The 17,612-nt window shown below is 45.3% G+C and carries 20 protein-coding genes; 10 read left to right on the plus strand and 10 right to left on the minus strand.

Annotation, left to right across the window (positions count from 1 at the left end; genetic code table 11):
- Positions 1-37: 37 nt before the first annotated feature.
- The 3 genes from CSH93_RS15850 to CSH93_RS15860 form a co-directional block, all read right to left on the minus strand.
- On the minus strand, positions 38-1,327 hold the full coding sequence (locus tag CSH93_RS15850; protein ID WP_100644397.1) for a cytochrome-c peroxidase: 1,290 nt from the start codon (positions 1,325-1,327) through the stop codon (positions 38-40).
- Positions 1,328-1,467: 140 nt separating this feature from the next.
- Positions 1,468-2,115, minus strand: coding sequence for a DUF2959 domain-containing protein (locus tag CSH93_RS15855; protein ID WP_100644342.1), 648 nt, complete (start codon positions 2,113-2,115; stop codon positions 1,468-1,470).
- 12 nt (positions 2,116-2,127) lie between these two features.
- Positions 2,128-2,358, minus strand: a complete 231-nt coding sequence (locus tag CSH93_RS15860; protein WP_100644343.1) for a hypothetical protein — start codon at positions 2,356-2,358, stop codon at positions 2,128-2,130.
- A gap of 91 nt (positions 2,359-2,449) precedes the next feature.
- Here CSH93_RS15860 and pip point away from each other — a divergent pair, with 91 nt between their 5' ends.
- From pip to CSH93_RS15885, 5 genes are all read left to right on the plus strand, one after another.
- On the plus strand, positions 2,450-3,418 hold the full coding sequence (pip, locus tag CSH93_RS15865) for a prolyl aminopeptidase (RefSeq protein ID WP_100644344.1): 969 nt from the start codon (positions 2,450-2,452) through the stop codon (positions 3,416-3,418).
- A complete protein-coding gene (gene dtd / locus CSH93_RS15870) occupies positions 3,415-3,852 on the plus strand; it encodes a D-aminoacyl-tRNA deacylase (protein WP_100644345.1) in 438 nt (145 codons plus the stop codon). The genes pip and dtd overlap by 4 nt, the downstream gene beginning before the upstream one ends.
- 59 nt (positions 3,853-3,911) lie before the next feature.
- A complete protein-coding gene (locus tag CSH93_RS15875) occupies positions 3,912-4,826 on the plus strand; it encodes a bifunctional GNAT family N-acetyltransferase/hotdog fold thioesterase (RefSeq protein WP_100644346.1) in 915 nt (304 codons plus the stop codon).
- A 3-nt stretch (positions 4,827-4,829) separates the two neighbouring features.
- Positions 4,830-6,014, plus strand: a complete 1,185-nt coding sequence (gene purT / locus CSH93_RS15880; RefSeq protein WP_100644347.1) for a formate-dependent phosphoribosylglycinamide formyltransferase — start codon at positions 4,830-4,832, stop codon at positions 6,012-6,014.
- Positions 6,015-6,078: 64 nt separating this feature from the next.
- A complete protein-coding gene (locus CSH93_RS15885; protein WP_100644348.1) occupies positions 6,079-6,549 on the plus strand; it encodes a SixA phosphatase family protein in 471 nt (156 codons plus the stop codon).
- A 41-nt stretch (positions 6,550-6,590) separates the two neighbouring features.
- Here the strand turns inward: CSH93_RS15885 and rpoH are convergent, their stop codons facing one another.
- Positions 6,591-7,445, minus strand: coding sequence for an RNA polymerase sigma factor RpoH (gene rpoH, locus CSH93_RS15890; protein ID WP_100644349.1), 855 nt, complete (start codon positions 7,443-7,445; stop codon positions 6,591-6,593).
- A 244-nt stretch (positions 7,446-7,689) separates the two neighbouring features.
- Here rpoH and CSH93_RS15895 point away from each other — a divergent pair, with 244 nt between their 5' ends.
- Both CSH93_RS15895 and CSH93_RS15900 read left to right on the plus strand, forming a co-directional pair.
- Positions 7,690-8,913 carry an EAL and HDOD domain-containing protein gene (locus CSH93_RS15895; RefSeq protein ID WP_100644350.1) on the plus strand — a complete coding sequence of 408 codons (1,224 nt, stop codon included), beginning with the start codon at positions 7,690-7,692 and terminating at the stop codon, positions 8,911-8,913.
- Positions 8,914-8,946: 33 nt separating this feature from the next.
- Entirely contained in the window at positions 8,947-10,188 is a 1,242-nt protein-coding gene (locus CSH93_RS15900) for an EAL and HDOD domain-containing protein (protein WP_100644351.1), read from the plus strand.
- A gap of 9 nt (positions 10,189-10,197) precedes the next feature.
- Here CSH93_RS15900 and ftsX read toward each other — a convergent pair whose 3' ends face one another.
- The 3 genes from ftsX to ftsY are packed head-to-tail and all read right to left on the minus strand — an operon-like array spanning position 10,198 to position 13,158.
- A complete protein-coding gene (gene ftsX, locus CSH93_RS15905) occupies positions 10,198-11,181 on the minus strand; it encodes a permease-like cell division protein FtsX (protein ID WP_100644352.1) in 984 nt (327 codons plus the stop codon).
- Positions 11,178-11,867 carry a cell division ATP-binding protein FtsE gene (gene ftsE / locus CSH93_RS15910; protein ID WP_100644353.1) on the minus strand — a complete coding sequence of 230 codons (690 nt, stop codon included), beginning with the start codon at positions 11,865-11,867 and terminating at the stop codon, positions 11,178-11,180. Before ftsE ends, ftsX begins: the two co-directional genes overlap by 4 nt.
- Positions 11,868-11,886: 19 nt before the next feature.
- Entirely contained in the window at positions 11,887-13,158 is a 1,272-nt protein-coding gene (gene ftsY / locus CSH93_RS15915; RefSeq protein ID WP_100644354.1) for a signal recognition particle-docking protein FtsY, read from the minus strand.
- An 81-nt stretch (positions 13,159-13,239) separates the two neighbouring features.
- On the opposite strand from ftsY, the gene rsmD reads away from it, so the two are divergent.
- Positions 13,240-13,848 carry a 16S rRNA (guanine(966)-N(2))-methyltransferase RsmD gene (gene rsmD, locus CSH93_RS15920; RefSeq protein ID WP_100644355.1) on the plus strand — a complete coding sequence of 203 codons (609 nt, stop codon included), beginning with the start codon at positions 13,240-13,242 and terminating at the stop codon, positions 13,846-13,848.
- Here the strand turns inward: rsmD and CSH93_RS15925 are convergent.
- Positions 13,845-14,447, minus strand: a complete 603-nt coding sequence (locus CSH93_RS15925) for a DUF416 family protein (RefSeq protein WP_100644356.1) — start codon at positions 14,445-14,447, stop codon at positions 13,845-13,847. The two genes, rsmD and CSH93_RS15925, sit on opposite strands and share 4 nt — an antisense overlap.
- A complete protein-coding gene (locus tag CSH93_RS15930) occupies positions 14,444-15,049 on the minus strand; it encodes a YhgN family NAAT transporter (RefSeq protein WP_100644357.1) in 606 nt (201 codons plus the stop codon). The genes CSH93_RS15925 and CSH93_RS15930 overlap by 4 nt, the downstream gene beginning before the upstream one ends.
- Positions 15,050-15,163: 114 nt before the next feature.
- On the opposite strand from CSH93_RS15930, the gene CSH93_RS15935 reads away from it, so the two are divergent.
- Positions 15,164-15,346, plus strand: a complete 183-nt coding sequence (locus CSH93_RS15935; RefSeq protein ID WP_100644358.1) for a MerR family transcriptional regulator — start codon at positions 15,164-15,166, stop codon at positions 15,344-15,346.
- Between the two features lie 29 nt (positions 15,347-15,375).
- On the opposite strand, the gene pepB is transcribed toward CSH93_RS15935, so the two are convergent.
- Complete coding sequence (gene pepB / locus CSH93_RS15940; protein WP_100644359.1) at positions 15,376-16,665, minus strand: aminopeptidase PepB; 1,290 nt, start codon at positions 16,663-16,665, stop codon at positions 15,376-15,378.
- A gap of 57 nt (positions 16,666-16,722) precedes the next feature.
- Between pepB and sfsA the strand changes: the two genes are divergently transcribed.
- Entirely contained in the window at positions 16,723-17,430 is a 708-nt protein-coding gene (gene sfsA, locus CSH93_RS15945) for a DNA/RNA nuclease SfsA (protein WP_100644360.1), read from the plus strand.
- The last annotated feature ends 182 nt before the right edge of the window (positions 17,431-17,612 follow it).

A 17,612-nucleotide genomic window follows, 5' to 3' on the forward strand; every position in this document is an offset into this window, starting at 1 on the left:
GGTAGCGCTCAAGAGTAAATTAACTACGCATCTATGCTTATTCAATAAACGGGTCACTGAATTTTTCGTCTTGAAGCATTTGCTCGTCAGTCAGTGTGTGTAGAAATGCCACCAATGCATCCTTCTCTTCCTGTGAGAAGTTAAACTGAATCGGAAGTCCATTAGAACCAATCAGCGGTCGGCTTAAATTTTGGTGTGCTTGAACTCCAGAACTGTAATGGTCGACTACAGCACTGAGCGTAGGGAATCGACCATTATGCATATAAGGCGCTGTCACCCCAATATTTTTAAGCGAAGGAGCCTTAAACTTGCCAATATCCGCCTGATTGCCTGTGGCTTCATAGACCCCTAAGTCATCGATAGACACTTGGTCAATGCCATTAACGGTTGCATTAGAGCTTCCTTGCGGCCCATTGGGGATTGGACCAACAAAGGCTTCACTGACATGACAACTGGCACACACAACGCGATCACCATTGTCTAACTGGCGCGGTAGAAAAAATAAATCTTTGCCTTCATTTTCCTGTTCAGAGAATGCGGGAAATGGCTCCGTGGGCGAATTAACCTCACTGCGCGCAAGATCGTACTTTGACGTTGTGCTAACCATGCTGCGCACAAACTGTGACAGTGCCATCGCAATTCTATTGGTTGATATCACCGAATCACCAAAAGCATTCTCAAATAGAATAGGGTAATACGGCTGTAGCGATACCAACTCTTCTAGCTCAGCCAATACCAGCCCCATTTCAGCGGGGTCTTGAAAGGGTATCAGCACCTGTTCCTCTAGCGAACTTGCACGCTCATCCCAAAAAAACCGCCCACTGGCATAAAACACGGCATTCGCCAGCCCCATGGAATGACGGCGTGTTGCTTCACCGTCAAAACCGATACTGAGAATTTTGGGATCGGCAAACCCTTGAGACTGCAAGTGACAGGAAGCGCAAGCAACAGTCCCATTTGCACTTAAGGTTTTATCATAAAACAGTACTCTCCCAAGCGTTGCTCCACTATTGGTAATAGGGTTGTCTGTTGGGGTGTTATTAAAGTCAATAGCGGCTCGCTGAAACGGAAATTGAGCGGAGAATTGATTAACTTGATAATGCTCTGGCAACGTAATATCGGCGTAGTTAAAGGGCGTTTCAGGCAAGCGTAGATTGCTGAACTCATTTTCACTCGGTGGCTGCTCTGTCTCGACCGGATCGTTAGTGGGTGGTGCAATCACAGGTTCTAAAACTTCAGGTGATTGAGCCACGCTGTCACCACCGCCACAACCTACTGCAATGAATAGCACTGAGCCAATTATAACTGCACTTATTGTTCTGTTCATACTCATACCACGCTGATTTAACATAAGGAATTAGCTGGTACAAGTGTAAAGAAGTCAACGCAATGAATACGTCAGCAATTGTAAATTATTTGTAAAGGAAGCAAGTGCAGACTTATTGCCTGCACTTTTCAATGATGAGGTTAGCCGTTTAAGGACTGGATAAATGCGTTAGATTGTTCAATAGCCGCATTCATTTCACCAATTAAACGCCCAACGTCCTTACGAATTGTGTTTAATTCACCTTGCAAGGCGCCGATCGCATTGGCATTTAAATTATGTTTAAGGTACAGCACGTTATCCTGCAATGAGGCCAATACGGGCTCCATACTGCGCTCTACCTTACGCATAGCTTTGATTAACGTTTGGTAGCGGCGTTGCGTATCTTTCAACTGGCGCTCGCTGTCTCTGCGTAAATTCGCATTAGAGTAATTACCCAACTCTTCCTGCCATTCGTCAAACAAGGCTTCAGCAACGTTTTCTACGCTGTCAATTCTGGCTGCCACATCGTCAGCTGCTTGTTTACTCGACTCATATTCGTCGCTTAGTTGCTCGTACACACGCTGCAACTCGCCGCCGTCGAAGTTAATCAACGTACTGAATTGCTCTAGTGCTGACGAAAACTGCTGTTGCGCTTCTTCTTGGCTCTCTCGTGCATCTTCTACTCGGTCTACCAGAATATCCCGCTTCTCTACGCCCAGCTTTTCCCACGCAGCATAATAAGCAGTTTGACAGGCAGTCATGAAGCTCATGACTGCCAGAATACTGACCATTTTGATCAATTTTTTCATTGTGAAGTACCGTTACTCGGCTCGAAATTTTGCGGCATCAATAATTGCCCACAAGTGAAAAATTGCGCCTACTGGCCACAAGAAAATAAAAATAACCGTTGCAGCTAACGCATAACATACGCCAGTCACTAAAAAGAACATAAGCGCTTTTAGCACCCGGCCTTGTACCAACTGGCCTAGACCCGGAATAAAAAAGCTACAAATCGCCGCAATGACATTACCACCTGAACCTTGTCCTGACATATTTCTTCTCCATAACTGTTGAATTTGCAATCGAAGTGTCCTTAACATAGGCGAACACCCGTTCGACTACAAGTGGAATAATACAAAAAGAATGCCAAATCTGTATCCCGAACTAACGCCATACCAAACCACTCAATTAGATGTAGGTGATGGCCACAAAATCCACTTAGAACTTAGCGGCAATGCTAAAGGCGTCCCAGTCCTGTTCATCCACGGGGGGCCTGGTGCAGGGCTGAATGAAGGTTATCGGCGCTTTTTTAATCCTGAGCATTATCACATCATTGGATTTGACCAGCGTGGTTGTGGGCAAAGCACCCCCTTTGCTGATCTACACGCAAACACAACGGACCATTTGATTGCGGATATTGAGCAAATTCGCCAATATTTAGGCATTTCATCATGGTTAGTATTTGGGGGTTCATGGGGCTCCACACTAGCTCTGGTTTACGCCATTCGATATTCAGCCCACATTATGGGATTGATACTACGAGGTACATTTTTAGCGCGAGAGCAGGATACTGACTGGTTTTTAAGCCCTGATGGCGGTGCGGCAAGTATATTTCCTGAGGCGTATCAAGATTTTGCTAGGACGGTAGAGTTTGAGACTTCAAGTAAGGCAATCTGTGATCGGTATTACAGCATTTTCACTGAAGCGGATGAAGTCACTCAGGCGCATGCACTACAAGCCTGGTATAGCTGGGAAGAGAGACTATCTAAACTCGTTGTTTCTTATACCAGTGCGTATGCTCATCAGCATTTCCATCAAGTCAAAAGTCTTGCTTTGCTGGAATGCCACTACCTTAAGAACGGTTGCTTTATACCGGAGAACTATATCATGGACAATGTACACTGTATTGCCGACATTCCAGGCACTATCATTCATGGACGTTACGACATGATCTGTAAAGGTGAAGCTGCTTTTGCATTGCACAATCACTGGAAAAACAGTGAATTACGGTTTGTTCCAGAAGCAGGCCATAGTACTTCAGAGCCGGCCATAGCCAGTGCTTTACGTCAAGCCACCGATGATTTTTACAAATATTTGAGTACGCTATCATGATAGGGCTTATTCAGCGCGTCAGTCACGCTAGCGTCAGTGTTGACTCGCAAACCGTTGGCCAAATTGGGCCGGGTCTATTATTGCTACTGGGCGTTGAAAAAGACGATACACAAGTAAATGCGGAGAAACTGCTGAATAAAGTGTTGAGTTATCGAGTGTTCGCTGATGACAACGGACGCATGAATCTGAATTTGCAGCAGGTTAAGGGGGAACTACTGGTTGTTTCTCAATTCACACTGGTTGCCGATACGCGAAAAGGCACACGCCCTGGCTTTTCTCGTGGCGCTTCGCCGGAGGTTGGCAAGCAGCTGTACGAACACTTTGTAGCTCAAGCTCGTGAATTGCATCCTAACGTCGACACAGGGATCTACGCCGCAGATATGCAAGTGTCGTTAACCAATGATGGTCCCGTGACATTCTGGCTAACAAGCTAACTTGCCGTTATTTGCCCGATAAGGTTTAATAATCAATCCACCAAGGGTTTAGGATCACCGTGTATAAAATAGCCACTCCCGAAACAGACGAAGACTTTGCGCGTTATTTTGACTTCCGCTGGCAATACTTGCGTAAGCCATGGAATTTTCCGCCTGGCAGTGAGAAAGATGAATATGAGTCCGTTGCCGAACACCGTATGGTGGTTAATGGCAAAGGTGAAATAGTGGCTGTAGGCCGTGTTCATCTTAATACGTCAGAAGAAGCACAAGTTCGGCATATTGCGGTTTCAAATGAGCATCACCGTAAAGGCCTTGGACAAATGATCTTGTCTGCTCTTGAGTCGGTTGCACGACAACTCGGAGCGACACGCGCAATCACCAATAGCCGAGAAACGTCCATCGCTTTCTTTGAATCCTGCGGCTATACCATTGAGGCGCAAGCACCCAATGAGTTAAACAAACTCAAACGCAGTCAGATGGTAAAAGAATTAACTGAAAAAAACGTGCTGATGCTGCACCCCAAATGGTGCGCCGAGTTACAGTCAACTTGGTCTGACACAATACCCATTTCAGAGCACATGGGGATTAAGATTTATCAATATTCGGGGCGTACATTAGAAACGAGAGCTTCTCTCAACAAAAACATTAATGTTCATGGCACCATGTTTGCCGGTAGTATCTTCTCCCTTGCTACGCTTACTGGCTGGGGAATGATCCACTTGCAATTGAAACAACAAGAATTGGCTGGCGATATCGTATTAGGCGATGGCGATATCCATTATCACAAACCAATTACCATGCAACCGCGCGCTATCTGCAATATTGAGACGGTCAATGCTAAGTTTGACCAACTGGCTAATGGTAAAAAATGCCCAGTCAAGTTACAGGTTGATATTCTTGATGGTGACACCGCTGTGGCTGAGTTCAGTGGTGTGTTTTGGGTGCTGCCAATTAAAGCAAAAGAGACTGAATAAACTATGACACATATAGGCACACCGTTTTCAAGCTCAGCAACCCGAGTTATGTTGCTCGGAGCAGGTGAACTAGGTAAAGAGGTTGTTATTGAGCTGCAACGCTTAGGATGCGAAGTCATAGCCTGTGACCGCTATGCCAATGCTCCAGCCATGCAGGTCGCGGACCGCTCCCATGTATTCTCTATGCTCGATTCAGCACGTTTACGTGAAGTGGTCGAACAAGAGAAACCTGATTTTATCGTGCCTGAAATAGAAGCTATTGCGACAAGCGAGCTAGTAAAGTTGGAATCAGAAGGCTTTTCTGTCGTACCGAGCGCCAATGCGGTGCACACCACAATGAATCGCGAAGGTATTCGCCGACTGGCAGCAGAGACCTTAGGGCTACCCACCTCAACCTATGCGTTTGCTGACAATTATGACGATTTTGTCAGTGCAGTAGAACGCATTGGATATCCTTGTTTTATTAAGCCTATTATGAGTTCTTCAGGCAAAGGACAATCGCGCATTACGGATGCCAGTCAATTGGACCAAGCATGGGCATATGCTCAAAAAGGCGGTCGTGCTGGTAAAGGCCGCGTGATCGTTGAAGGGCAAATTGACTTTGACTATGAAATTACATTGCTCACCGTGCAGCATATTGGCGGCGTAAGTTTTTGCCAGCCAATAGGCCATCGTCAAGAACAAGGTGATTACCGTGAGTCTTGGCAGCCTCAGCAAATGTCTGAGCAAGCACTCGCGCAAGCGCAGCAAATAGCCTCGGAAGTGACCTCCGCATTGGGTGGTCGAGGTTTATTCGGTGTAGAACTATTCGTTAAAGATGATGACGTTATCTTCAGCGAAGTATCACCTCGACCACATGACACGGGGTTAGTCACACTAGTCTCACAATCCCTATCTGAATTTGCATTACATGCCCTGGCATTCCTCGGCTTGCCTATAACAGATATTCGCCAGTATGGCGCAAGTGCATCCGCAGTATTACTGGTGACAGGTGAATCCAGTGATATTCGTTACAGCAACCTGTCATCAGCACTAATGGTTGAAGACACAGATCTTCGCCTTTTCGGCAAACCACAGGTCAGTGGAACGCGTCGTATGGGGGTAGCACTGGCGCGTGCTGAATCGACAGAAGAGGCCGTGCAAAAGGCTAAGCAAGTCATCACGACAATTAAGGTTGAGCAGTGTTGATAGCTAGCGTAATAGCTAGCTTGAAAGCCTACCTGAACGATATCCTAAGAGGTAATGTAACCTAATGAAATTGATTTTAAGCCTATGTTTACTGTGCTTCAGTTTTGCAGCCAGTGCGCAAACCTATTATGTATTACGTCACTTTGAGAAAGTACAAGGTGTCGATAACCCGCCACTATCAGACATTGGTCAGGCTCAGGCGCAAACACTTGCCGTTTTACTCGCCGATAAGGGTTTGCAGTGCATATACTCCACCGACTACGTGCGTACACGAAGCTCTGTAGAGCCTCTCGCCACTAAAATCCATACCGATATAAATCTCTACGATCCTCGTCAACCTGACGCGTTGATTGAACAAATGCGGAAATTATCCCAAGACTGTGTCATTGTCGGTCACAGCAATACGGTGGCGGATATCGTCACTCGGCTTGGCGGTACGGCGAAAGAACTGACTGAAAAAGACTACGGTGATGTGTTTATGGTCGTAACCGATAACAAGGGTTCTACACAAACGTATCGGGTGAACATTCAATAAAAAAGCCGGCTTTTGCCGGCTTTTTCAAATCGTTTTGTTGATTACGCTGCCATCGCAGAATGCAATTTTTTCATTGCGTTCTTTTCAATTTGGCGTACACGCTCTGCTGAAACCTGATACTTATCAGCCAGGTCTTGTAACGTGGTTTTGTCATCTGACAACCAGCGCGTTTCAATGATTTCTTGGCTACGTGCATCAAGCGTTTTAATCGCTGCATACAATCGTTTAGATGCACGCTGATCCCAGTTGCTGTCGATAACGTCTTGCTCAACATCAGCAGATTTATCTTCCAGGTATTGCACTGGTGCAAAATTACCGCTTTCATCATCATCTGCAGACAAATCGAATGCTGTGTCTTGGCTGCTCATTCGCGCTTCCATTTGCAACACTTCTTTGGTGCTTACACCCAATTCATCTGCAACTTTTTGCACTTCTTCGTGAGTGAACCAACCTAAACGCTTTTTAGCCTTACGTAAATTAAAGAACAATTTACGTTGTGCTTTAGTGGTTGCAACTTTAACGATGCGCCAGTTTTTCAAAACAAATTCGTGAATTTCTGCTTTGATCCAATGAACAGCAAAAGATACCAAACGCACACCCACGGATGGATCGAAACGTTTAACCGCTTTCATTAAACCGATATTGCCTTCTTGAATAAGGTCCGCTTGCGGAAGGCCATATCCAGAATATGATTTTGCAATATGCACAACAAAGCGCAGGTGCGACATGACTAGCTTTCTCGCAGCCCCTAAATCTTCTTCGTCACGCAAGCGAATTGCCAACTCACGTTCCTCTTCTGCAGTCAGCATATCAATGCCACTGACTGCTTGAATGTAGCTCTCGATACTGCCACTGAGAGGAACAGACAATGCCATAGATTGCATTTTTGAACTCATATGTTACCTCTAATAAATACCCGAAAAGTGTAGCAAAGCCACCGTATTAAAACTACCTACTTATACGACCTTTAATGTGATTTCGGTTAATTATTTTTCCGATTCCCTGTTAACCCGATCAATATAATGACGGTTTTGCTTAAATCAAGACCGGAATTTGTATAAAAAAGTTTCATTTTTTACCAATAACCTTACAATTTCTACTATATAGTGGAGTATGTCCACGCAAGAGTATTGAGTTGTTATGTTTGCATATGTAGCCCGACAGCCTATCTTTGACCGAGAACAAAAAGTCTTTGCATACGAGCTTTTGTTTAGAGATAGCGAGCGAAATTGCTTCCCTGAGATACCTGCGGATGAAGCAACGTCTAAGATCCTTACCGGCAATCACTTGTCATTAGGAGTAGAAGAAGTCAGTTGCAATAAAAAGGCTTTCATCAACTTTCACCAAGACACCCTACTATACCGTTTTCCTACGTCCCTAGACGCCGATTTGGTCGTGATAGAGATTGTAGAAACTGTAAAGGTCACAAAAGACGTTGTTAACGCGGTAAAACACATTCGTGACTTAGGTTACAAACTCGCCCTTGATGATTATGATTTGGACCCTAAATGGGACCCACTCATACCCCTTGTACACTACGTCAAAATAGATATTCAAGAAGTTACAGTAGAGCAAGTGCAAGCCACATTGCCCAAATTATTGGCGGCAAAAGTTAAATTGGTGGCCGAAAAAGTCGAAACACGAGCAGACTTTGAGCAATATGCGGAAATGGGCTTCGACTATTTTCAAGGCTACTTTTTAGCCAAGCCTGAAATAGTCAAAAATAAGCAAATGGGTGCATCAAAGCTTTCCTTGCTTGAATTAGTGTCGGTCAGCTCCAGCGCCAAATTTGACTATGACAAGGTAAATGAAGTTCTGCAACGCGATGTTGGTCTTTCATTCATGCTGCTGCGATTTATCAACAACCCGCTATTTAATAAACGCAATAAAATTACATCACTTCGTCATGCTCTCACCTATATGGGTGAGGTTGAGGTTAAAAAATTCATCGCGTTATTAGCATTAGCCAACTTAAGCGAAGGCAAGCCCATTGAGTTGATGCATATGTCGTTAGTGCGTGCTAAGTTCTGTGAGTTAGTGTCAATCTTGCTTAAAGAACAAGAAAACCCACCCATGGGATTTTTGACAGGCCTTTTCTCCCTGATTGATACAATATTGGACCAATCAATGGAATCACTTGTAGAAAAGATCCCCTTGACCGATAACGTTAAAGAAGCACTAATCGGAAATGATAATGTTCTGCGTAAGTGTGTTAATATCGCGCGAGCATTTGAAGTTGGTAATTGGCCTGCGGTAGAGCGCTTTTCGAAAGAGAATGGTATCGAACTGAATTTGATACACAGCTTCTACAATGAGGCCATTAAGTGGGGTCAAGCAATGAAACAGAGTGCTCTTGACGAGTAACCCCACCTCGCAGTAGTTTTAAAGGAATATATTATGTTTGCGTTTGTTGCCCGTCATCCAATCCTGGACAAAGAAAAGGATGTATACGCATACGAACTGATTTTTCGTGACGGAAATAATGGGGCGCTGCCTCAATATGAAGACAAAAAGCAACAATATATTGCTGAGCATTTTTATGCGCTTGGTTTGGACGATATATCGGGCGATAAAAAATCATTTATCAGCTTAAATCCCGCGACCTTAATGCAAGGCATTCCTAAGCAGTTGGATCCTGAACGAGTAGTCATTGAACTCAACCAAGATCCAAGTGGTGATGTTGGGCTGGCTGATGCCTGCAAACACGCTAAAAACTTAGGCTTTAGGATTGCGTTGGACGACCCGCAGTTGCTTACGCGTCAGACCGACATTATGCCGTTGGTCGATATTGTCAAAATCGACCTTAACGTGAACCGATTTGAGCACCTTGAGCACCAACTTCCGCGCTTAGTCGATGCTAACCTTGAATTAGTCGCAGAGCATGTCAATACCTACGAAGATTTCGCCAGTTCACAGTCTTTAGGTTTTCAGTTTTTCCAAGGCTATTTCTTTGCACAGCCTGAAGCTCGCTTACAACGCGATTTACCTGCGAGTAAGCTAACGCTTGTTGACCTCATGGGCGAAAGTAGTAGCCCAGCATTTGATTTTGATCGCATCAATCAAATCATTGAACGAGACGCAGCCTTATCTTATTTGTTGTTACGCTTTATCAATAACCCGATGATCAACAAGCGTTACAAAATCAGCTCGCTTCGACACGCTCTTAATTACATGGGTGAGGTCGAAATCAAAAAGTTCATAGCTCTGTTGTCGCTGGCCAACTTGAGTGACGAAAAGCCGCTCGAGCTGACTCATATGTCACTTGTGCGAGCTAAATTCTTTGATTTACTCTCGCAAAAGCGTCGACTAAAAGTGGACCCACCGGTAGGCTTCTTAATTGGATTGTTTTCACTGCTCGATGCCCTGCTCGATCAAAACATGAATGACATACTCATTCAGTTGCCACTCACCGAAGAAGTGAATCAAGGCATACTCGGTGAAAGTGAAGAGTTTAGTCGTTACTTTACCTTGGTGAGGGCTTTTGAGAGTGGTTTATGGCTCAACGTGATCCGCGCGTCTAAGCAGTTAGAGATCGACCAAAAAGAACTGCATAGCTTATACAACCAAGCAATAGTATGGGGCAATGGCGTCAGGCAAACGTTGTCGTCATATTTCCCACAACGTAAAGTCAATTATTAAGCGTATTTGTTAGCTCGGTTCGATTTGCCGCACGTGCCTTTGTACTGATATAAACGAGCCAACCAGACCGAGTAAGATAGATAGCGCCAACATCGTTAATAACGCGCCACCATCAAGTCCCGTGATGGAAAACTGCTTCTGATATAGCTCTGCAAAACGCGTGATGCTGGCATCCATCCACCACAAAATGGCTAGTACCGCGAACCACGCGATTAAGCCTCCCAATAGGCCGTACCAAAATCCCGTGTAGAGAAATGGACGATGGATAAATGCATCCGTTGCACCCACTAATTTCATCACAATGATTTCGTCGCGTTTATTCAGTATGTTTAGCCTTATGGTATTGCCTATGATTAATACAACGGCCAAAAACAGTAAGACGCCCACAAATGAAACCAATTCTTTGGCCACGTTCACCAGCGCGTACAAACGCTCTAACCAATCGATATCAAGTTTACCAATATCAACTTCACGCTCATTTAACAGACTTTCTAGTAACAGCTTAGCAGCCGTAGGGCTGGCATGCTTGGTTGTTGGCGTCACCAATACAACATCGGGAATCGGGTTTTCAGGCAGATATGCTATCGTATCGCCAAGCCCTGAAAGCTGTTCAAATTCTTGTAGTGCCTGAGCTTTGGGAATGAACGTAACGCCATCAATTTCCTCCCACAAACCTAAACGAGTAACTAATTGCTGAGACTGGCGTTCTGTGACATTTGATTTTAAAAATAACGATATTTCAGATGCTTGCTGCCAACCTTCACTCATTTTCTCGACATTGCTGACTAAAATATACAAGGTACTGGGCAAGGTGATGCTCAAGCCTAAAACACCAATTGTCATCAATGACGCTACTGGCTGGCGCCATAGCTCGCCTAAACTATATAGCGCCTGACGAATATGGTTAACGAAAAACATCAACAACAATTGAACACGATTGACTTTTGCCGACTGCACAGCACCACTGGGTCTGTCATTAAACAATAGGCTCATAGCACGCCCTCAGTAATCGATTCCGACAAACCATCAGTGATCATCTGGCCATTCTTTAATGTCAGCGTGCGGTAACGCATTCGAGCAATTAATCCAAGATCGTGAGTTGCAATTAACACTGATACGCCCGCTTGATTGAAGTCTTCGAATAAACGAATAATTTCCATCGACAACTTGGGATCAAGGTTACCCGTTGGCTCATCCGCTAAAAGCAACGGCGGTTTATTCACAATCGCTCTAGCAATGCCTACGCGTTGCTGTTCACCGCCAGACAAAGCCATAGGTAATTGACGTATTTTATCTGCAAGACCCACCATTTCTAGTGCGGCCTCCACTCGCTTGCGGATCTGTTTGTGAGAGTATCCTTCTATCACCAACGGTAAGCCGACATTATCAAATACGGTACGATCCATTAGCAGGTTATGATCTTGGAAAATCATGCCAATATCACGGCGAATATAGGCGATTTGATTACGTGTTATCGAGCTTAAATCATGACCGTTAATGAAGATCTTACCCACTGTGGGGCGCTCCATAATACTGATCAATTTGAGTAGCGTACTTTTACCCGCGCCTGAATGCCCGGTTAAAAAGGCCATTTCGCCCGCCTGCAAGTGAAAATTAACCTTTTGCAGGGCACGCTGTCCCCCCGAGTAGGTTTTGCTCACTTGCTCAAATTTGATCATCGAGTTGGCCTTTTACTGTTCAGCTGTCTGCATTATCGTTATCAGTAAACAATGCACTAATAAATTCATTGCTGTCAAAGGGTCTCAAGTCATCAATCCCTTCACCGACACCAATATAACGAATGGGAATGCCCAACTGGTCTGCTATCGCAAAGATAACGCCCCCTTTGGCGGTGCCGTCGAGTTTAGTCAATGTAATGCCGCTTACGTTTACCGCCTGGCCAAACAGTTTGGCCTGACTGATCGCATTTTGACCGGTTCCGGCATCGACCGTTAACATGACTTCATGCGGTGCACTGGGATCAATTTTCTGCATAACACGCACAACCTTCTTCAACTCTTCCATCAGGTTGTCTTTGTTTTGTAAGCGCCCAGCTGTATCGGCAATCAATACATCTACATTACGTGCTTTTGCGGCTTGCAGCGCATCAAACAATACCGAGGCACTGTCTGCCCCAGTGTGCTGTGCAATCACTGGAATGTTGTTGCGCTCGCCCCAAACTTCTAGCTGCTCGACAGCGGCAGCCCTAAATGTATCGCCTGCCGCCAACATTACGCGCTTGCCCTGCTGCTGAAATTGCTTTGCCATTTTGCCGATCGTCGTTGTCTTACCAACACCATTGACCCCAACCATCAAAATCACATAGGGGCCTTCGGCTGATGACACGTCGAGGGGCGCACTAACACCTTCTAGCATGTCGTTCATTTGACTACGCAACATGGTATACAAGGCATCACCATCTTTTAACTGTGACAGCTTGGCACTTTCTGTCAGCTTATCGATGATCTTATTCGTTGTGTCTATTCCAACATCAGCAACTAACAACTGGGTTTCCAGTTCTTCGTATAGATCTTCATCTATCGCTTTTCCTTTAAAAAGCGCAACAAACCCTGTACCGATATTTTGTTTTGTCCGCGACAGACCTGCTTTAAGTCGCTCAAAAAACTTCGGCTTAGCCTGAGGCTCGGGTTCGCTGTTTACTGGAGCAGCTTCGGCTTCAGGTTGAGCTTCTGCTTTTACTTCAGGAGCTTCTGCAATCTCGGCTTGAGGCGCGTCTACAGGCGATTCAACTGGTGGCGGTACCGCTTTCTCTTCAGTGTTAACTGGGTGTTGTTCTTCATTCACGCTCGCTGAATGAACGTCACTCTCGCCTTTCGTGTTGTCTACGTTCTCTGCGCCTGCCTGTTCAGTTACTGTGTCTTCTGAATTGAGCTCTTGCTGTGTATTCTCTGAAGAGGGGGGTGATTGTTTAGTCTTGTCTTTGTTAAACCAATCAAAAAATTTTGACATTGAGGCCTGCTTCCATCTCAACGTATCCGCTCATTTCGGATACACTTACATATCAAGTAATCATTAGCGGATATCTTAACATTGACACGCCGTCCGAAGCGAGACACAAAACCCGGCAAAACCAAATCATCATCAGCCAATGGTAATATTCGCATCATTGCAGGCCAGTGGCGTGGACGCAAACTTCCCGTGCTGGATGCCCAAGGCCTACGCCCGACCACCGATCGAGCAAAAGAAACCTTATTCAATTGGTTAATGCATGACGTACGAGACGCGCACTGTTTAGACTTATTCGCGGGCAGCGGTGGTTTAGGATTTGAGGCACTGTCTCGATATGCTCAACACGTGACCTTTGTTGAAAGAGACACGCAAGCTGTAGAACAATTGAAGAAAAATGCGGCCACACTTAAAACATCGACTGAGCAGCTCACCATCCTACACACTGATGCTCTGAGCTATTTGAAAACGTGCGACACACCTTTCGATATTATCTTTGTTGATCCCCCGTTTAATCAGGGATTGCTTGAACCGGTTTTGAATACGCTCATTCAACGCCAATTAATTAACAGCGATACTTGTTTATATATAGAGAGTGAAAAGACGCTGGACACATTACCCAGCAGTCTCGGATTTACGTTAGATAAGCAGAAAACCACCGACCAAGTGGCTTTCGGCCTGTGGCATCGCTAATCTTCTAAGCTGATCCCTATATTGGTTGCGGCATCAGCCAGAGCCAGCTGGCGTAAGGTATCCGCCTCTGGCAACGCTGAACCCTCGCTAAAATGCGCTAACAACGCTTGCTGGAATGCAACTTCTCGCTGCATTAAAGGATGCTGTTTAATCTGGTCATTGTCGATCTCACCTTCGGTTGCCAGTATGACCGCCTCAACACTACCTTGTGACAACTTGCTTACTGCCACCGCACCTTGCTCATCTTCACCACTCAGTAAACTCAGCGCGGCAATCATCGACATCGCACAATCTATTGCTGGGTACACACCAAAATTATCATGCTCCGCGGGATCAGGGCTGATATCTTCAACTTTCTCTTTTAGCAACGAAAAATTGGTCGAAATTTTACGCTTCGCAAGTTGGGCCTCATACGCCAACCATACTTGCATCAGCGCTTTTTGCATTTGCGCTTCACCTTCGACCTCAGCAATCTGGCAAAATAAGCTAAAATTGGGAACCTGCCGTTCTAGCATGGCGGCGCAAAAGCCAACCGCTGCAATTTTAGGTAATGCGCGCACCTGCGCAAATGTCGATAATTTTTTACCCGCTTGGGTCATGCGCTAATCTCCGCAGCATGCGCAATATAGGCACTGACTCCGTCAAGTAACATCTGTATTGCAATCATAATAAGGATCATCCCCATCAGCCTCTCCATCGCTGATAGACCTCGTTCTCCCAACAATTTTTGGAACAAACCAGAAAATAATAATATACCGGCTGATACCAGCCACGCTGCAGACAGCGCTAAAGACCAGTCCAACATACGTGTAGGATCTTGATTACTCAGCAAGATCAAGGCTGCCAATGTGCTTGGCCCTGCAATCATCGGTACTGCCAACGGCACTATAAAAGGCTCTTCGCCAACCGCTAATCCCGTTACGCCACCGGGTTGTGGGAAAATCATTTTGAGTCCAATTAAGAACAAAATAACACCACCCGCTATTCGAACGGTCTCTTGACCGACATTGAGGAAATTCAATATCGATTGCCCACTGAATAAAAATAAAAACAGGATAACAAGTGCAATTACCAGCTCTCTAACCAGTACGATACGGCGTCTAGCTGGGTCTATGCCTTTCAGCACAGAAGTGAAAATAGGCAGGTTGCCGAGCGGATCCATAATGAGGAACAACATAACCGCTGCAGAAAGCGTATCCATTTTGACTCCGCAATAACCTGATTTGCCAATAAATTTGCACAGTATTATAGCGAAAATTGCGCTTACGGTTTACATTAATAACGATCGTGTTGAAATTAACCAAAGGAACCGACTATGAGTTTGATGTCAGTAAGCGAAGTTGCTGAATTTTTAGGGGTGCAAGAAATACGCGTAGAACGCCTTGAAAGAGAAAGCCTACTGATCGCCAAAGACAAAGATGGTAATGGCAAGCCAATGTTTGATAAAGGTGATGTTGAGCGCTACAAACAACTAGCTGAAAGACTTGGCGGCATCTAACAATCAGGTTAAATGCCACCTCACATTATTTATTTTCCATACTCGAGTAATGCGCGGGCTATGGTTCGTATACCCTGCCCCGTAGCGCCTGCTGGCATGATATTGGTAGCTGTTCCACTATAAGCTGCCGCTAGATCTAAATGTGCCCATCCTTTTCCATCATTGCCGACGAATCGTGATAAAAATCCAGCCGCGTTTGATGCGCCGCCTGCTCCGCCGCCTTTTACTGGTCGGCTATTAGCCGTATCCGCAAAGTTTGATGGACACTTTTCTTGGTGCCAAAGTTGCAGTGGCAATGGCCAGGTTAGTTCATTCTCATCACTCGCCCACGCCAACATATTGTTACGTAATTCATCATCCAATGTGAACAAGGCATTGTACTCATTGCCAACTGCAGCCACTGCAGCACCGGTTAAGGTTGCCGCATCAATTATCAATGATGCTCCCGTTTCTGTTGCTGCCATTAAACCGTCGGCCAAAACCAGCCGACCTTCAGCATCGGTATTGACGATTTCAACGGTTAGGCCATTTTTATACGTCAGAATATCGCCCAATTTGTATGCATGGCCGCTGATCAGGTTTTCAGCGCAACATAAAACAAGCTGAGTGCGCTGTTGCAATCCTTGCATAATCGCCAAGCCTAAGCCGCCAGTAACGGTTGCCGCACCACCCATATCACATTTCATATCAAGCATGCCTTCGCTTGATTTAATGCTGTAACCACCGCTGTCGAAGGTAATACCTTTGCCCACAAGGCAAGCTTTTACAGGCGCCTCGCTGTCTCCAGTCGGGTTGTAGTCAAGCACTAACATGCATGGCTCACGTTCACTGCCACGCCCTACGTTGTAAATACCGGTCCAGCCCTCTTTTTCTAATTCTTCACCGCGAATGATACGCGACGACACCTGTTCAGGTGCAAGAGATGTCAACCATTCCGCCGACTTCTCTGCCAAATAAACAGGACTCATTACTTCTGGTGTTTGATTGACTAAACCGCGTGTAAAAACCAAGGCGTTTAGGCGCTGTTCTAATAGTGCTTTATCTGCGTTTTCACAAAATGATAATTGGGTTTTACCTTTATGTGACACAAAACTAACTGCGAACGCCCACTGCTGCTCAGCATGCCAATCACCACTAAGCTGGATTGCCGTGATGGCGTTTGCGTCTAGCAAACGCGCCGCTTTCTGGATTCGACGTAAATTTAGACCGTCGTCAAGCAAATGAATGTTTGCACCTGTTTGCTCAAACGATACCAAGGAGTCTTCCCGCCAAGCACCGCTAGCAGGTTGCGTAGTTAAACGTAAACTAAAATCCGACATTATTAGCCCTTTTTGCTATTCTTGCGCGCTACTGTAACAAACCTATATCAGGATTCCATGGATTTCGAATCAGAACTGCTACCCGGTACCTTGATTAGGCGCTACAAGCGCTTTTTTGCTGAAATACTGCTCGATAGTGGTGACACTATTATTGCACATTGTGCCAATACAGGCGCCATGACGGGTTGCGCAGAGCCTGGTTTTCGAGTGTGGGTCAGCCCCGCTAATAATCCTAAACGAAAACTGCAATACACTTGGGAATTAGTGGAAAACCAGCGTGGCGAACTGATCGGAATCAATACCAATCGTGCCAATAAGATCGTCAGTCATGCACTGAAGCATCAGCTTATACCAGAACTAGCGGCATTTGATATTGTCCGGCCAGAATACAAACCTGACGGCGCAGCATCTCGATTTGATTTTTTGTTAAGACAAACAAACAATACGGAGCAATGCCTGTTGGAGGTCAAATCACTCACTCTGTGTGAACAACACACCGGATATTTTCCCGATGCAGTCACAACGCGCGGCGCAAAACACTGCAATGAACTGGCATCATTACGCAGTGATTCGCAACGCTGCGTTCTATTGTTTTGTGTACAACACACAGGTGTTGAAAAAGTAACTGTCGCTGAACACATTGACCCTGCTTATGCCTCTGCACTGCGGCATGCCGTGGATAATGGACTTGAAGTCATGGCCTATCTCTGCTCTATTACACAAGAAAAAATCTTTATAAATCAAAAGCTCACTATTGCTTTGTGAAAAAATTGTTGATTTTTGTAATAACAACGCCATATTTGCCGCTTGTTTTTAAAACGGTCAGCGCAATATCTATACAGTTTTGTCGTCTGATCGATGCATAGTCTCGTTTACATCTTTCAATAAGTCGCTGGAAATAGAGGCAGAGTTTAGGGTATTGTCAGTCGTACATGTTGCCTAAACGT

This window comes from Neoalteromonas facilis, assembly GCF_002807665.1.
GTDB classification, from domain to species: Bacteria; Pseudomonadota; Gammaproteobacteria; order Enterobacterales; family Alteromonadaceae; genus Alteromonas_E; species Alteromonas_E facilis.

Bases quoted from the DNA above. Each gene is read 5' to 3' on its own strand.
- CSH93_RS15850 (WP_100644397.1), bottom strand. From the start codon at position 1,327: ATGAACAGAACAATAAGTGCAGTTATAATTGGCTCAGTGCTATTCATT.
- ftsY (WP_100644354.1), bottom strand. From the start codon at position 13,158: ATGTCAAAATTTTTTGATTGGTTTAACAAAGACAAGACTAAACAATCA.
- CSH93_RS15860 (WP_100644343.1), bottom strand. From the start codon at position 2,358: ATGTCAGGACAAGGTTCAGGTGGTAATGTCATTGCGGCGATTTGTAGC.
- CSH93_RS15855 (WP_100644342.1), bottom strand. From the start codon at position 2,115: ATGAAAAAATTGATCAAAATGGTCAGTATTCTGGCAGTCATGAGCTTC.
- pepB (WP_100644359.1), bottom strand. From the start codon at position 16,665: ATGTCGGATTTTAGTTTACGTTTAACTACGCAACCTGCTAGCGGTGCT.
- pip (WP_100644344.1), top strand. From the start codon at position 2,450: ATGCCAAATCTGTATCCCGAACTAACGCCATACCAAACCACTCAATTA.
- CSH93_RS15930 (WP_100644357.1), bottom strand. From the start codon at position 15,049: ATGGATACGCTTTCTGCAGCGGTTATGTTGTTCCTCATTATGGATCCG.
- sfsA (WP_100644360.1), top strand. From the start codon at position 16,723: ATGGATTTCGAATCAGAACTGCTACCCGGTACCTTGATTAGGCGCTAC.
- CSH93_RS15925 (WP_100644356.1), bottom strand. From the start codon at position 14,447: ATGACCCAAGCGGGTAAAAAATTATCGACATTTGCGCAGGTGCGCGCA.
- dtd (WP_100644345.1), top strand. From the start codon at position 3,415: ATGATAGGGCTTATTCAGCGCGTCAGTCACGCTAGCGTCAGTGTTGAC.
- ftsX (WP_100644352.1), bottom strand. From the start codon at position 11,181: ATGAGCCTATTGTTTAATGACAGACCCAGTGGTGCTGTGCAGTCGGCA.
- rpoH (WP_100644349.1), bottom strand. From the start codon at position 7,445: ATGAGTTCAAAAATGCAATCTATGGCATTGTCTGTTCCTCTCAGTGGC.
- CSH93_RS15895 (WP_100644350.1), top strand. From the start codon at position 7,690: ATGTTTGCATATGTAGCCCGACAGCCTATCTTTGACCGAGAACAAAAA.
- CSH93_RS15935 (WP_100644358.1), top strand. From the start codon at position 15,164: ATGAGTTTGATGTCAGTAAGCGAAGTTGCTGAATTTTTAGGGGTGCAA.
- ftsE (WP_100644353.1), bottom strand. From the start codon at position 11,867: ATGATCAAATTTGAGCAAGTGAGCAAAACCTACTCGGGGGGACAGCGT.
- CSH93_RS15900 (WP_100644351.1), top strand. From the start codon at position 8,947: ATGTTTGCGTTTGTTGCCCGTCATCCAATCCTGGACAAAGAAAAGGAT.
- CSH93_RS15885 (WP_100644348.1), top strand. From the start codon at position 6,079: ATGAAATTGATTTTAAGCCTATGTTTACTGTGCTTCAGTTTTGCAGCC.
- purT (WP_100644347.1), top strand. From the start codon at position 4,830: ATGACACATATAGGCACACCGTTTTCAAGCTCAGCAACCCGAGTTATG.